The organism is Paenibacillus sp. ISL-20, from assembly GCF_018613005.1.
Lineage (GTDB): Bacteria > Bacillota > Bacilli > Paenibacillales > Paenibacillaceae > Paenibacillus_AQ.
Genome location: NZ_JAGGRD010000009.1, coordinates 46,409 through 60,155 on the forward strand (window position 1 = coordinate 46,409; position 13,747 = coordinate 60,155).

General features: G+C 49.5%; 17 protein-coding genes. 1 reads left to right on the forward strand and 16 read right to left on the reverse strand.

What is annotated here, in order from left to right; genetic code table 11:
* Positions 1 to 82: 82 nt before the first annotated feature.
* The 8 genes from J7E85_RS05585 to J7E85_RS05620 are packed head-to-tail and all read right to left on the reverse strand — an operon-like array spanning position 83 to position 6,471.
* Positions 83 to 1,063, reverse strand: a complete 981-nt coding sequence (locus tag J7E85_RS05585; protein ID WP_215155865.1) for a biotin--[acetyl-CoA-carboxylase] ligase — start codon at positions 1,061 to 1,063, stop codon at positions 83 to 85.
* Entirely contained in the window at positions 1,050 to 2,348 is a 1,299-nt protein-coding gene (locus J7E85_RS05590) for a CCA tRNA nucleotidyltransferase (RefSeq protein ID WP_215155867.1), read from the reverse strand. Before J7E85_RS05590 ends, J7E85_RS05585 begins: the two co-directional genes overlap by 14 nt.
* A gap of 43 nt (positions 2,349 to 2,391) precedes the next feature.
* Positions 2,392 to 3,555 (reverse strand): N-acetyl-alpha-D-glucosaminyl L-malate synthase BshA, encoded by a 1,164-nt coding sequence (bshA, locus tag J7E85_RS05595; protein ID WP_215155869.1) that lies wholly within the window; start codon positions 3,553 to 3,555, stop codon positions 2,392 to 2,394.
* Positions 3,556 to 3,586: 31 nt separating this feature from the next.
* The gene (bshB1, locus tag J7E85_RS05600) at positions 3,587 to 4,294 is read right to left on the reverse strand and encodes a bacillithiol biosynthesis deacetylase BshB1 (RefSeq protein WP_215155871.1); all 708 of its coding nucleotides are present in this window, start codon (positions 4,292 to 4,294) and stop codon (positions 3,587 to 3,589) included.
* On the reverse strand, positions 4,294 to 4,713 hold the full coding sequence (gene mgsA, locus J7E85_RS05605; RefSeq protein WP_098743043.1) for a methylglyoxal synthase: 420 nt from the start codon (positions 4,711 to 4,713) through the stop codon (positions 4,294 to 4,296). Before mgsA ends, bshB1 begins: the two co-directional genes overlap by 1 nt.
* 18 nt (positions 4,714 to 4,731) lie before the next feature.
* On the reverse strand, positions 4,732 to 5,535 hold the full coding sequence (dapB, locus tag J7E85_RS05610; RefSeq protein WP_215155872.1) for a 4-hydroxy-tetrahydrodipicolinate reductase: 804 nt from the start codon (positions 5,533 to 5,535) through the stop codon (positions 4,732 to 4,734).
* Between the two features lie 17 nt (positions 5,536 to 5,552).
* Entirely contained in the window at positions 5,553 to 6,092 is a 540-nt protein-coding gene (locus J7E85_RS05615; RefSeq protein WP_215155874.1) for a tetratricopeptide repeat protein, read from the reverse strand.
* A 49-nt stretch (positions 6,093 to 6,141) separates the two neighbouring features.
* Positions 6,142 to 6,471: a nucleotide pyrophosphohydrolase gene (locus tag J7E85_RS05620; protein ID WP_076320987.1), complete on the reverse strand. Its 330-nt coding sequence runs from the start codon at positions 6,469 to 6,471 to the stop codon at positions 6,142 to 6,144.
* 223 nt (positions 6,472 to 6,694) lie between these two features.
* Between J7E85_RS05620 and J7E85_RS05625 the strand changes: the two genes are divergently transcribed.
* Positions 6,695 to 7,564: a YitT family protein gene (locus J7E85_RS05625; protein WP_076320986.1), complete on the forward strand. Its 870-nt coding sequence runs from the start codon at positions 6,695 to 6,697 to the stop codon at positions 7,562 to 7,564.
* A 45-nt stretch (positions 7,565 to 7,609) separates the two neighbouring features.
* Here J7E85_RS05625 and J7E85_RS05630 read toward each other — a convergent pair whose 3' ends face one another.
* The 8 genes from J7E85_RS05630 to J7E85_RS05665 form a co-directional block, all read right to left on the reverse strand.
* Entirely contained in the window at positions 7,610 to 8,470 is an 861-nt protein-coding gene (locus J7E85_RS05630; protein WP_215155876.1) for a sporulation protein YpjB, read from the reverse strand.
* Positions 8,471 to 8,536: 66 nt separating this feature from the next.
* Positions 8,537 to 9,169 carry a DUF1405 domain-containing protein gene (locus J7E85_RS05635; protein WP_215155878.1) on the reverse strand — a complete coding sequence of 211 codons (633 nt, stop codon included), beginning with the start codon at positions 9,167 to 9,169 and terminating at the stop codon, positions 8,537 to 8,539.
* 139 nt (positions 9,170 to 9,308) lie between these two features.
* The gene (locus J7E85_RS05640) at positions 9,309 to 10,196 is read right to left on the reverse strand and encodes a menaquinol-cytochrome c reductase cytochrome b/c subunit (protein ID WP_076320983.1); all 888 of its coding nucleotides are present in this window, start codon (positions 10,194 to 10,196) and stop codon (positions 9,309 to 9,311) included.
* A 21-nt stretch (positions 10,197 to 10,217) separates the two neighbouring features.
* Positions 10,218 to 10,889, reverse strand: coding sequence for a menaquinol-cytochrome c reductase cytochrome b subunit (gene qcrB / locus J7E85_RS05645; protein ID WP_006209500.1), 672 nt, complete (start codon positions 10,887 to 10,889; stop codon positions 10,218 to 10,220).
* Positions 10,890 to 10,904: 15 nt separating this feature from the next.
* Positions 10,905 to 11,450 (reverse strand): Rieske (2Fe-2S) protein, encoded by a 546-nt coding sequence (locus J7E85_RS05650; RefSeq protein WP_015734548.1) that lies wholly within the window; start codon positions 11,448 to 11,450, stop codon positions 10,905 to 10,907.
* A gap of 181 nt (positions 11,451 to 11,631) precedes the next feature.
* Positions 11,632 to 12,057, reverse strand: coding sequence for a DUF2487 family protein (locus J7E85_RS05655; protein ID WP_215155880.1), 426 nt, complete (start codon positions 12,055 to 12,057; stop codon positions 11,632 to 11,634).
* 103 nt (positions 12,058 to 12,160) lie between these two features.
* Positions 12,161 to 12,340 carry an IDEAL domain-containing protein gene (locus J7E85_RS05660; protein ID WP_006209497.1) on the reverse strand — a complete coding sequence of 60 codons (180 nt, stop codon included), beginning with the start codon at positions 12,338 to 12,340 and terminating at the stop codon, positions 12,161 to 12,163.
* A gap of 113 nt (positions 12,341 to 12,453) precedes the next feature.
* Positions 12,454 to 13,605: a hypothetical protein gene (locus J7E85_RS05665; RefSeq protein ID WP_215155882.1), complete on the reverse strand. Its 1,152-nt coding sequence runs from the start codon at positions 13,603 to 13,605 to the stop codon at positions 12,454 to 12,456.
* Positions 13,606 to 13,747 lie beyond the last annotated feature (142 nt).

Sequence of the window (13,747 nt, forward strand, 5' to 3'; positions counted from 1 at the left end):
AATTCGCTCATGGCGATACCGCCTCTTGGTCATAGTATAACAAAATCCAACTACGATTTCACCATGTTTCATTTACCTGGTATTAAAAAAGAATTTCACCGGAATATACGGGGATCAGCTCGTCATCCTGATTGCGGACCAGCAGCGCACCATCTCGGTTGAGTCCTGTGGCAATCCCGCTAAAACGGTCACGGGCCGTCTGCACTTGAACTTCCCTGCCCACCGTGCCGGATAAAGCTTCCCAGAGAGAGGCTATAGGCTCGAAGCCCTGCTCGTTGTACAATTCATATAAAACCTCCATCTCCGCCATGATGGACTTGATCAGCTCTGTCCGATTGACGGTTGCTCCGCCAGCCATGCGAATCGAAGTCGCCACGCCGCGCAGCTCCTCCGGAAAATCCGACTCTTTCAGATTGGCGCTGATGCCGATACCGGCAATGCAGTAGCGCACTCTTTCGTCTTCTGTTGCAGACTCCAGCAGAATGCCGCACACCTTTTTGCCCTGAAAGAGAATGTCGTTTGGCCATTTGATATCGGTCTGCACACCGGCGCACTTCGTGATCGCACGGCATACCGCTACGCCTGTCAACAAGGTGAGCTGCTGGGTTAAATGCAGCGGTTGCTTCGGTCTGAGCACCAGGCTCATCCATATGCCTTTGCCTCTGGGGGAGTGGAATTTCTTTCCCATTCTCCCGCGGCCGCCCGTCTGCTCTTCCGAGATCACAAGCGTGCCTTCGGTTGCCCCTTCTTCCGCCAATTGCCGGGCATCTTCCTGAGTTGACGTCGTTTTGTCAAGCAGCTTCAGCGGTTTCCCGAAGTATTGACTGGTCATCCCCGATGTCAGTTGTTCCACGCTCAGTTTGTCCGGTTCATCCATCATGCGGTAGCCAAGCCGCGGAACGGCCTCGAAATCATAACCTAAATGACGGAGCTTATTGATCTGCTTCCATACGGCCGTCCGGCTGATGGACAATTTACGGCTGATCTCTTCTCCGGACAAAAATTGGCCGGAATGCTCCTGGAACATTTTCAGAAGTGCATTGTCTTGATCATAATCCTTCATTATGAATTACCACCCGCTTTGCTTCGTCAATCAACGATTCCTTATCGTTGTTAATTAAACCTGCTGCCGATTTCTCCAGCAATTGCCCGAGAAGTTCGCCTAGCCATGGGCCCCCGCGCTTGTCCAGCGCTTCAAGCAGTTCGTTTCCGGTGATGGACAAATCCTTCAAACTCCGAATTCGGAGTTCCCGGAGCCAACCGTCAAGCTGCTCGAGTACGCTAAGTGAGGCAGACGCCGCTCCCGTTTGGTTCAACGCCGTCTGCAAATGCAGCCAGCCGTGAGCTGCCTCGGCTCCGTGGAAAAGAACCAGCTTAATCCACTGGAGCCTAGCGCTCTTGGTATCTTCCTCTTCCTGCTCTTGCAGATAGGATTCATGAAGCGCCAGCAACTTAACGATGGCTTCCCGCTGCTTATTGGAGAACGTCCACGATCTTAGCAGTCCCTCTGCTTCCTGGGCTGAAATGGCGCAGGCAAGCAGCAGCAGCGTCCAGCGGATCGTAGATTGCTCCGGCTCGATCCGATTCATTGCTTCTATCGCCTGCGTGTCATGCCCGGTATACGGAAACGGCGCCTTCATTCGGGCGTGCAAGCCGCTGCGGACAAACATCTCCAATCCGCGTAAAGGGGCCGGTCCTGTCAATATCTTTTCAAATTCACTGCGAATGCGCTCCATCGCAATCCAGTTTAAGGTATCTCTCTCCGAGAGAATCCCTCTCCATGTATGCACCGCGATGGAGAAACCGAACACGGAGGCAAAACGGATGCAGCGAACCATGCGCAGGGCGTCTTCACGGAAACGAAGATGAGCATCGCCCACGCAGCGGATCACCTGCCTGTCAATATCCGCTCGTCCGCCAAACGGATCCACCCAGGATCCATCAATCCCCCTAGCCATTGCGTTCATCGTAAAATCGCGCCGTCGCAAATCCTCCTTCACATCCCTGACGAAAGCAACCTCCGTTGGATGACGATGGTCTGCATAACCGCTCTCCACGCGATAAGTCGTCACTTCGAAAGACTGACCTTCCATCAGCACCGTCACGGTCCCATGCTTGATTCCTGTAGGAATGACCTTGGGAAAGACGGAACAGGTGACTTCCGGCAAGGCGGAGGTGGTAATATCCATATCACTGACCCTGCGTCCCATGTATTCATCACGGACACAGCCTCCGACCCAATACGCTTCATGTCCATGCCGAAGCAGAGTCCGGATCACGTCCGCACTCCGCTCGGCCATATCGGGATCCGCGTTGCGCCATCGTATTGAATTAAACATATCTGCCATAGTTTCCCGTTCCTTTATCCGAAAAACAACGAGAGGGTCGAGCTTAGCCGCAGACCGGCTTCAGCTCGCTAACCTCCCGTCCCAATACTCGGTAATATATTTCTTCGTACTTGCCCCGTATTAATTCATTGCAGAACATCGTCTTGGAACGATGTAAACAAGCCTTGCGCAGCCGCTCACTAAGCGCTTCATCCTTTAATATTTCAAGCACATGCTGAGCCATCGAATAGGTGTCTCCAATGGGAGCCAAATATCCGGTTTCGCCGTGTGTTATCAACTCGGGAATCCCGCCTGCCGTAGAGCCGACGGTAGGCACTCCACAGGCCATCGCTTCCAGAGCAACCAGGCCAAAGCTTTCTTTCTCGGAAGGAAGCAGCAGCACATCCGCCATCGATATGACGTGTGCAATTTCATCTTGCTTGCCTAGAAAATGGACCTTGCTGGCGAGTCCCAGCTCATTGATCCGGCACTGAATTTTCGGAAGCTCAGGCCCTTCCCCGACAAGCAGCAGTTTCGCCGGCACCTGTTCCTGAACCTGGGCGAATATTTCCAACACGTCCGCTACCCGTTTTACCGGTCGGAAGTTGGAAATGTGCATCAAGATCTTTTCATCCGGATCTGCGTAATCTTTACGCAGCGATTTCGAATCCCGTGGATAATACACCCGCGGATCCACAAAATTGTAGGTAAGGTCAATATCCCGGCTTATATCCAGCAGCTCCCGCGTTTCTCGGATGAGATCCTGAGAAACAGCCGTAACCGCATCACTTTCATTAATAGCGAGTCGAATTAAGTCCTTCAGCGATTCATCCTGCGCCAGAACCGTAATATCGGTTCCATGCAGCGTCGTGACGACCTTCAGCTGATCCCCAACCATCTGCTTCGCTAGGAAGGCACACACGGCATGCGGCACCGCATAGTGCACATGCAGCACATCAAGCTGCTGCATTTTGGCTACCTGAGCCATCTTTGTCGCTAGCGACAGATCATATGGCGGGTATCGAAACACATAGTAGTCGTTCACTTCAACTTCATGATAAAAAATATTTTTATGGAAAGTCCCTAACCGGAACGGAATGCTGTGAGCAATAAAATGAACCTGGTGTCCTTGCTCGGCCAGGAGTTTCCCCAGCTCTGTCGCCACCACGCCCGACCCGCCTAATGAAGGATAACAGGTAATGCCGATTTTTAATGGTTGTTGATTCATGTCAGGCCTCCTTTACGTACGCCTCTATATATTATGCCTGCTTGGAGCCGAATAGATGAACAACATACGGACTTTTACAAGCGAAACCTTCTGCATAAGGAATAAGCCTGCGCGCTCCAAGCAGTGAATCCCTGGCCCGCACACGCTCGATGTACCCCTCAGTCAACGGGGTAGAGACTGCATTTTCTTCAGCCTTCTGGAACTGAGAACGGTAACAAGACAGGGTCTGTTCCTTAACGGCATACTGATCCGTAACGTCAACGACCAGATCCGTTCTTCCGATATCATTAATGAAATAAAAATAAAGCTCGTCCACCTTAACCGGTGGCTGCTCAGGCATGTAACGACGAAGCTTGGCATTAAATACCGCTTCCTCAACTAAACGGCTGCAAGCCACATGGTCCGGATGGCGATCCTCCCAGTAGGGAGCAAACACAATCGAGGGGGAAAACTTGCGAATCTCGGCCGTGACCCGTTCAATATTCTCCGGCGTCACAAATAAACCGCGGTCCGGCAGTCCCAAATTCGTCCGGACCGTAAGATCCAAAATCCGGGCTGCTTGCTCCGCCTCCTGCTTGCGAATGTCGACGGTGCCGTTAGACGACATCTCAGCCTGCGTCAGATCGCAGATCCCGACCGACAGTCCAGCTGCCATATGCTTCGCAATCGTTCCTGCCATTCCGATCTCGGCATCGTCTGCGTGTGCTCCGAAGATTAAGATGTCCAGTTGGCTGTTCATTAGCTATCCACACCCGGTTTGTATTTATGAACAAGTTCCCGCCATGCAAAGTCGCCACGGTCCAGCGCTTTAACAAGAATCTCGGCCGTTGCCACATTGGTAGCAAGCGGAATCCCCTGCACGTCGCACAGACGAAGGAGTGCATTAATGTCCGGTTCATGAGGCTGTGCCATCAAAGGATCCCGCAAAAAAATGATGAGATCCATCTCATTGTCCGCAACAAGCGCGCCAATCTGCTGGTCGCCACCAAGCGGTCCCGAAGCGAAACGGTGAATGCTGAGTTTGGTTTGCTCCATAATACGGGTCCCCGTCGTTCCCGTCGAGTAAAGATTATGATCTTCGAATACATTTTCATAAGCAATAACGAAGTTGACCATTTCCTCTTTTTTACGGTCATGAGCGATAAATGAAATATTCATAGTAATTTCTCCCCTATGTTAGTCGATAAAATGATCAAACCCATAGACCAAGCCGGTGTACTCCATTACCTTCTCTATAGCCATCTTCACGCCCGGCATATAAGCTGCACGCTCATAAGAATCATGTCGGATCTTCAAGCTTTGTCCGTAACCGCCAAATATAACTTCCTGCTGAGCAAATACACCCGGCAGACGAACACTGTGAATACGGAAGCCGTTATAATATCCGCCTCTCGCGCCTTCAATGACCTCTTCTTCCTTCGGATTGCCTTGCCGGAGCTCTTCGCGGTTTGCGGCAATCATTTCCGCTGTCTTGATTGATGTTCCGGATGGCGCATCAAGCTTCTGGTCGCCATGGGTTTCAATGATTTCAACATGAGGCAAATATTTGGCAGCCGCAGCCGCAAACTTCATCATCAGGATCGCTCCGATGGAGAAATTCGGTGCGATCAAACCGCCGATATTCTGCTCTGTACACTGCTTGTCCAACTCTTCGATTTGCTCTGGCGTGAAGCCGGTAGTGCCCATGATCGGACGCACGCCGTGCTTAATGGCCAGAGCCGTGTTGCTATAGGCAAATTGCGGTGCTGTAAAGTCAACCATAACATCTGGTTTCGATTCAACCAGCGCCATCTCCAGATCGGATGTCACCGTAATGCCGCAGGCAGGAAGACCCACAAGCGTCCCTGCATCAGCACCTGCATCCGATCGGCCCACAGCGGCAACCAGTTCCAGTTCCTCGTCGCCCAAAACAAGCTTCACTACTTCTTTACCCATACGGCCGCCGGCACCGGCGACCGCAACTGTCCATTTGTTTGCCATTGTACATGTCCTCACTTTCAATCCGATGCTGTATCCTGCATATATAATTTCAAGCGCTGTTTGAGTTCCTCCATTATATGCTGAAGCCCACTCTCCTGCGGGTACAATGAGATGACCTCTTTTAGTGTAGAAATGGCGCGCCCATGCTCATCGAGTTCGCTATAAACCAGAGCAAGCCACACGTAGGCTTGAGCGTACAAAGGGTCCATCGCTACGGCTGATTTCAGATGAGACACGGCCTGATAGAGCTCAGACTTGGTCACATCCTTGCGATTTTCCACCATTTTTCTGGCACGCTGCACCAGCTCCGCCGCCTTGATATGCTGTAAATGAAGCGCATATTCCGGTTTGTCCGGCTGCAGCCTGACGGCTTCCTCTGCGTGAGTAATCGCCATCTCCAGCTTATTGCTTCTGCCGTAGGTAATGGAGCACCGATAATGCACTTCGGCATCTCCCGGATTCGCGATGATCGCTTGCTCAAACCAACGTAACGCCTCTTCGAAATCATTTTGAAGGATGCATCGATATGCTTTTTGTATATAACTTTCAGGTTTCACGGGCTGTCCCTCCCCACAGCGGGTTTGGTACAGCATATGTAGCAGCAGCCTAATCGGTGTTTATTTTCGTCCAACGATCAGCATCACGCGTCGCAAATTTATGCATGACTTTAGCGTGCGCTTCCGCGAGATCGATGCCAAGGGAATTGGCAAAACAAATCGTAATAAACAATATATCTCCAAGTTCCATTTCGATGGAATTGTCTGCTTCATCGGCCTTTTTCGGCTTCTCACCGAACTGATGATTAACCTCTCTGGCGAGTTCGCCCACCTCTTCGGACATCCGGGCCATCATGGATAAAGGACTGAAATAACCTTCCTTGAATTGTGATATGTATTGATCGACTTCCTGCTGCATTTCAGCCATTGATTTTTCCAAGACTCTATAACTCCCTTCACTGCGCAGTCTGCCTCAACTTGCAATATCCAAGCTGTAAGCAGCATTTTCTTATGACGAGCGATTGGTTTTAAACCTATGTTATCGTAAAGCGGATTTGAAAACAAATAATTTTTTATGGCTGGAACATGATCGGCACATACTAAGCAGGTACAAGCAACCTGACATACGGGTAATATCCACAATTGGAAATGTGAGGGGTCTTATGAAAACGTCCAAGTTGTTAAATCAGCTTCATACCATCATTCCGATCATCGCCGGTTCCGCCATTTACGCATTCGGCCTTCTGTATTTCATCATTCCGAATGAACTCATGGAGGGGGGCGTCACCGGCATTACCGTACTGCTGAACTATGCCTTTAACATATCGCCGTCCATCTCAACCATGGTGCTCAATATCCCGTTATTCTTGGTCGGCATGAAAATCCTCGGTAAACGCCAGTCGATTTACACAGGTCTCGGTATCGCCTCATTAACCCTGTTTCTGTGGCTGTTTGAAGCTTTAATCGATCGCGGCTATGTTGTACCGTTTCAGACCGAGCAGGATTATATTCTTGCTGCGCTCTACGCAGGTGTCACATTGGGGGCTGGACTCGGCATTGTGTTCCGGTTTGGCGGGACGACGGGCGGTTCAGACATCATTGCCAGAATCATCAATCGGAAATTCGGCTTCAGCATGGGCCAGATTATTCTATCCCTTGATATCTTGATCATCGGGCTTTCTTTATTCTTTATCCCGCTCGAGCGGATATTGTATACCCTCGTTGCCGTATTCATCGCTTCCAAGGTCATCGATTTCATACAGGAGGGGGCTTATGCCGCCAAAGCCTTCACCATCATCAGTGATCACGCACCCGATATCGCCCATCGCATATCAACCGAGATGGAGCGCGGAGTAACACTAATCCCTGCCATCGGCGCCTACTCCAAGCAAGCCAAGCATATGGTATACTGCGTCGTATCGAGGCAGGAAATTCGCCGCCTAACGGGAATCGCCAAATCGTTGGACCCTCGGGCATTTATTATCATTAATGATGTCAATGATGTGCATGGCGAAGGATTTAAAGAAGAATAGCCCGGTTTGCACCGGGCCTCAATCAGAACAACTATGGATTCCCGCCTACATTTTGCGAGGGAACATGGGTTTTGCGCTATACAACTGACCTCGGTATTTGCGGTATCCCGCAAACGTTAATGCCGCCAAAATGAAAGCCCCGATGACCAGTTGCCACGTCCATGGCTCCTTGACCTCTCCCAGCGGAGCTAGGGCGGGCTCATCCTTTTTCTTGCCAAACAGCGTGTTGATCATTTCCTCACCCTGCGGAACCACTTTTTGCACCTGTGCCGTGTCCCCAGATGACACCAGACCCCCGGCATAGGATATCCAGGATTCCATCATGTTAACATCCTCAGGCTTTCGCTGTATGACAACAGAAGGACGGATGAGTTCATAATGTCCACTCAGGCTGTCATACGCTCGTCTCATGCCAGCCTGGTCCTGCTGAATGGCATACTCTCCCATGACCCTCAGGTCTTCACGTATGACCTTGTAATATTGCAGCCATAACGCATCTCTGGTATGAATCAGGCTATCGGTTGCCATTCGGAGTTTACCTGCGGACACCATCCAGTGCTGCGGCTCCTGCGTGGCCCTTGCCGTGGCTTCTTTCATCTCCAAAATGCTCTCAGCCAACGCATGAATCCCTTCTACACCGGTCAATCCCTGAAATGACGAAGCCTCAAACATCCCGGATACCCGGCGAACATCCTCCAGCACGGCTTGTACATTGCCTTCCTCCACATGGCGGTATAGCTGCTCCACTTCCTTGTTCAACGCCTTAGCCTGTATGGATGCAGCGGGCGAAGTCTCCGACTGTCCGTTTGCCGGGGTAGCCCACACAACAGGATCACCCATGCTGACAGTAACCAGCATAAGCAGTGCAAACAGACACAGCAGGAGCTTCGGAAAGGTTCGAAACATGGGACATCCCTCCTACCGTATATGTATGGCAGAAGGGATGCTCATAGAACTGTATAACCTAAACGGCTAACGTTGTTTGGAATTCCCATATTTCATGAAGATCCAGCCGGCGAAACCGCTGAAAAGAGTCAAAAGATAAGTAAACAGCTCGACCGCTGATAGGTCGTCATATAACTGCCCCGGCAGCCAAGGAAATACGCCGTACGTATAATCTACGGTATCATTCACCAGTGTCCAGGCAATGGCCCCGGTGAGCGCTGTCCAGCGATAATGAAACAATCGTACGAACAATAACGCTTCCACTGCCATTGCCGTATGCGAAGCGACGAGCATCCAATCCTGCCATCCCAGCACATCCCCTTGGGCTTGTCCGGCAAATATGATGGCAACAGCCCAAATCCCATACTTCACTGATGTCACGACCGCCAGCGCCTCAATGAATTGCTGAAACAAAGAGCCCCCAAGCCCCCGTGGCGGGTAGAGGAGCAGCAGAAGCGCCAAACTGAAGAATAAACTGGCCGTCGGGCTATCCGGGACGAATATGACCTGCCATAGCAAGCCATGATCCACCGTATCGACCATTTGCCCCCCGTACCATATGTATCCATAGATCGTTCCAAGGATGTTGCAGATGAGCAGCAGCCAGAGAATCGATCGCTTGCTTAGAAATTCTCGGCTCCAAAAATACGAAATCGACAAGCTCCGTCCTCCTGTCCTGTTCCTTGTATTCTTACTTTTACGACTAATGCCGATTATACCTAAACTGTGCATATTTTTCATCTATGTACAACATTTAAAAAAGAACCTGACCGCATTCGGTCAGGTTCTTCTATGCATCTTACTCTGCAGCTGCTTCTGCCTTTTGGCTTGCAAGCCAATCAGCCAGCTGATCGAGTTGTTCTTCGGTGACACCAGCCGCAAGCGCCGTGTCTTTCATAGCCGGCATGCCGCCTTGGCCATTTGCAATAATAGCCACGATCTCTTCTTTCGTGTGGGTATCCCCGACACCGCGAAGCGACGGTCCAGATGCCCCTTTCAAATCTGCAGCATGACAAGAGATACAAGTAGCTGTCTTAAAGGTTTCCATCGCGGGATTATCCTTATCAACGATCGCTACAACACTGTCTTCAGCCTGCTTGCCACTAGTCGTTGGTAGACCAGCTGCATGCTTCTCTTCCGCCTCTTCTTCACGCTGGATATGCTCAGGCTTCTGTCCAGTCGCTTCCAGCTCATGCGCATAGTGGGTCCATGCTGCATTTGTCAGATAGATGACTGCAAATAACGACAGAATCATAAGGGCCGAAGTAATAGGGCGCTTGTAGAAGCGTCGCTCTTTCCCCGTATCAAGGAAAGGAACTAGGAGCAATGCACCAAAGGCAACGCCCGAAACGCCAAGGGTACCCAGTACTACATAATCACCGGAAGCGTATGGAAGCTTCAGGTATTCATACAGGAACAGGAAGTACCAATCCGGCATCGGGATTACAGAAGCTCCCGGATCCGCCGGATAACCGAGCGGAGCCGGCTCCGAGATGGTCAGCACAAGGAAACCGACCAGTACAACTACACCAACCATCCATTCCTTCAACAAGAAGTTAGGAATGAACGCTTCTGATTTGCCGGGATAAGCGGTGTAATCCGGTGGCGTAACCCAACCGCTGCCTTTTTTCACACGCGAATCGCCGACATAAACTACTTTCTCATCAGATTTATGACCATGTGCCATAAATATGCGCCTCCCTTCTTCTTATAGTGGACCGGAAATACCTTGTCTGCGGATCATGATAAAGTGTCCTACCAATAGAGCAAGAAGGACAGCCGGAAGGAAGAATACGTGAATCGCGAAGAAACGCGTCAACGTTTCGGCACCTACGATCGTACCACCTTGCAGCAATTCTTTAATGATAGGTCCCAGCCAAGGTACGGAGTTCGCAATCTCCAATGTAACTTTTGTAGCGAAGTAAGCTTTGTTATCCCATGGCAGCAGGTAACCTGTCAAACCAAGACCGAGCATAACAAAGAAAATGAGCATACCAACGACCCAGTTCATTTCACGCGGCGCTTTGTAAGAGCCTGTGAAGAACACGCGCATCGTATGCAAGAACATCATCACGATTACCAAGCTTGCGCCCCAGTGATGCATACCGCGGACAATTTGTCCGAAAGCAACCTGTGTTTGCAGGTACTCAACACTGTTGTAAGCGTTTATGATATCCGGTACATAATACATCGTCAGGAACATCCCCGACAGAATCTGGATGACTGTGATAAAAAACGTCAAGCCGCCGAAACAGTACACAAACGCGGAGAAATGATGCGCCGGGTTTACGTGTTCCGGTACCTCGTGATCTGCAACGTCTCTCCAAATCGGCGTGATATCGAGACGTTCATCAATCCAGTTGTAGACATTCTTCAACATCTGAATCTACGCCTCCTATTTAACTACGGTATTTGGCACGATGGCGCCGAGGTAAATCCAGCCGTTCTCGATTTTCGTCTCGTACTGGTCAAGCGGCTTCGGCGCGACTGCCAGGTTCTTACCGTCCGGTGTATAACGCGCACCGTGGCAAGGGCAGTGGTATTCATCAGGGAAATTTTTGTTGTTATTCCATCCAACAAGGCATCCCAAATGCTTACAAATTGGTGAAAGCGCTACAATTTCACCCTGATCGTTCTTACGAATCCACGCCGTCAAAGTAGCTGTACTGTTGTACCAGCCGTCCTGCTGTTTGAGCTCAAAATGGAATTCCTGTGGATCGTTAGTAATTTTGCTCTCTTCCGCGACCTTTACAAAAGACCCTTCTTCTTTATTTTGAAGAATCGGATCAACGGCAAAGCGAAGCATTGGCAAAACTACTCCAGCAGCCATATAAGCTGTGGCACCGCCCAACGTGTATGTAAGAAATTGTCTGCGGGACATCTCTTTCTGTCGGGGTGGATTGTGCGATTCTTCATGCTCGTCATTGTGGTTGCTGCTCATTCTGTGTTCAACCCCCTTTGTCAACCGTTCTTAAGTGTCATCAATGATTAAAATCACACGACTTACTAGGACATACTAATAATATCTTAGGCACCCAAGACCGTCAAGAATTTGAACCCCAAATTTGGGTTCGCTTCCAATAGCCCTTTCACAAATTGTTGGTTTTTTGTCACATTTGAACTCAGCTTTCCTGCTGCCACATTTCACTGATTTGTCCGGAAACGGTGGCTGAGAGGGGGATACCTTCATTGCCTTCCAACCTGCGCCGGGACAGTACAAGCGTACTTTCAGGCACATCCTCTTTAGAGAGCTCAACATCCGCTGTCATGATAACAACAAATTTAAACCCGATGGATTTGACATTGTGACAAACTTCATTTAGAAGCTTTATATCTTCAGTATTTCCATATTGTATAGCAGGATATGTAACCAATCTTCCCTTAAACGGAATTTCTGCCAAATCCATAAAATCCCGCAGCCGTTCAAGCGCAGCTGTAGCCTCCCATGGCGTTTCCGAACCCGATAATCCGGTAAACGGAATCAGGCACGTGTCCAAAAAAGGTTTAAGTTCCGGCCAATTCTGCTCGTCTACTTCACTAAATTTCATGCAAGGTACATCCTTTCTGCTCACTCATCATCATTTTGTTATCATTATACGAGTGGAAGGACGCGTAAAGCAAAAAAAAGAAGAAATGCGATGAAGCATTTCTTCAATTCAAAGTCCTCAGTTCATCCGTCAGGTTTCGGAAAGCCACTTCGTCGCCGGAAGCCAGCGCTTCATCAATTTCTTTATACAGCTCTTCACTCCGATGCTTGCGCAATGCTTCGTCCCACACCATTTCGGCCGCCAGGCCTAACATAACCTCGTAAGTAACCTTCATCTTATCCATTAGGATGCACCTCCAAACTAAATTTTGCGTATACCTTATATTCTTTCCCTTTAAATACTTTACTTTCAAAAATTTTTACGGCTGCTGCGAATGAATGTAACCAAACAACCATGCTAGAGGATCAGATCATTCGAATCGCTGATATGTATGCCGGCTTCCGCGGCCTTCAAGCCAAGCGCGGTCATTTTGTACGAGGTTCCCATACTCTGACTCTCCCCTATTCTGAGCATCCCCAAATGCATCAGCATGCGGATAATCCGCTGCTCCAAAATATTTTGCGGACTGTCATAATAGAAAGGACGGATTAGCCAGCCCAGCGATTCGTAAAGAGAGGCAGCGGTGACCCAATCTCTTGCGCATTGACTGATCCAGTATACAAGAGAAGAGATATTGGGAATTGCGCCTTTATAAAGTCTTAACCAAAAGCGGAATATCTGTATCACGCTAACTTGATTTCCTTCCTCCATAAACGCAGTGCCACTTTCGGTGAGGATCAACCGGGCATTGTTTTCCCTAATCCATTTTTTGGCGTAAGCATAATCGTACAGCAGCGCAAACCGATCGGGATATTCAATGCAGGAGCGGCCATACCCGAACCGCCATGCTCCCTTGGTAATGGGCGGTTCCGTTATATGCAGCGTACTCATGAGCTGCTGCTGATTTCGCCTATACATAAATCCTTCCTGATTCAACTCAATATCATGTCTGCCGACATATTTAAGAATCAGCATGAGATCTTCTGCGGCTAGTCCTTGCTCATCCCGGTACACTTCCGGGTCATCACTCAATCGCTGCAGATTTTGATGAAGCCGTTGACGCAGCACGTCACGAAAACGTTCCTTCAAATCCGAAGGCACTTGAAACAAATACTTGGTGGAATGGGTAAAGCCGTTAAACAACCAGCCGCTTCGGCGATAACGTGCGACCGCCTCACGCGGACTTTCCGTTTTGGCGGCTGCAGCTTTCTTGTTTGAAGAAGGTTGATCATCCTTCTCCTCCAATTCCGCCGCATGACGGATCGCAGCCGTCAATTCTTCCAGACTGTAGCCTGTTCGAGTGTCAAATGCCAGGTTGTTCAGAAAACGCAAATCGCTTGGTGACAAGCTGCTGACCTGCTCCTCGAAAAACTCTCTGCGTCCAAGCTTGGACAGAATACTCTGGATCAGTTCGTGCTTTGAATTCCGCTTAGCGTCACAATCATAGTGATTCGCTATATTGCTAAGCTGTCCAATATCGGCATATGTGAGCATATCCGCTAGATTCATCTTCCATCGCCTCGCCGTTTTACAACCATTATGGGAAGGTTTGGGACATTTGATACCTGATACGCTTCGGTTTAACGAAATATTTTTTTATTTTTTTGTATATAGAAATGACTATGCTCTCTTATTAAATGATAGAATACTT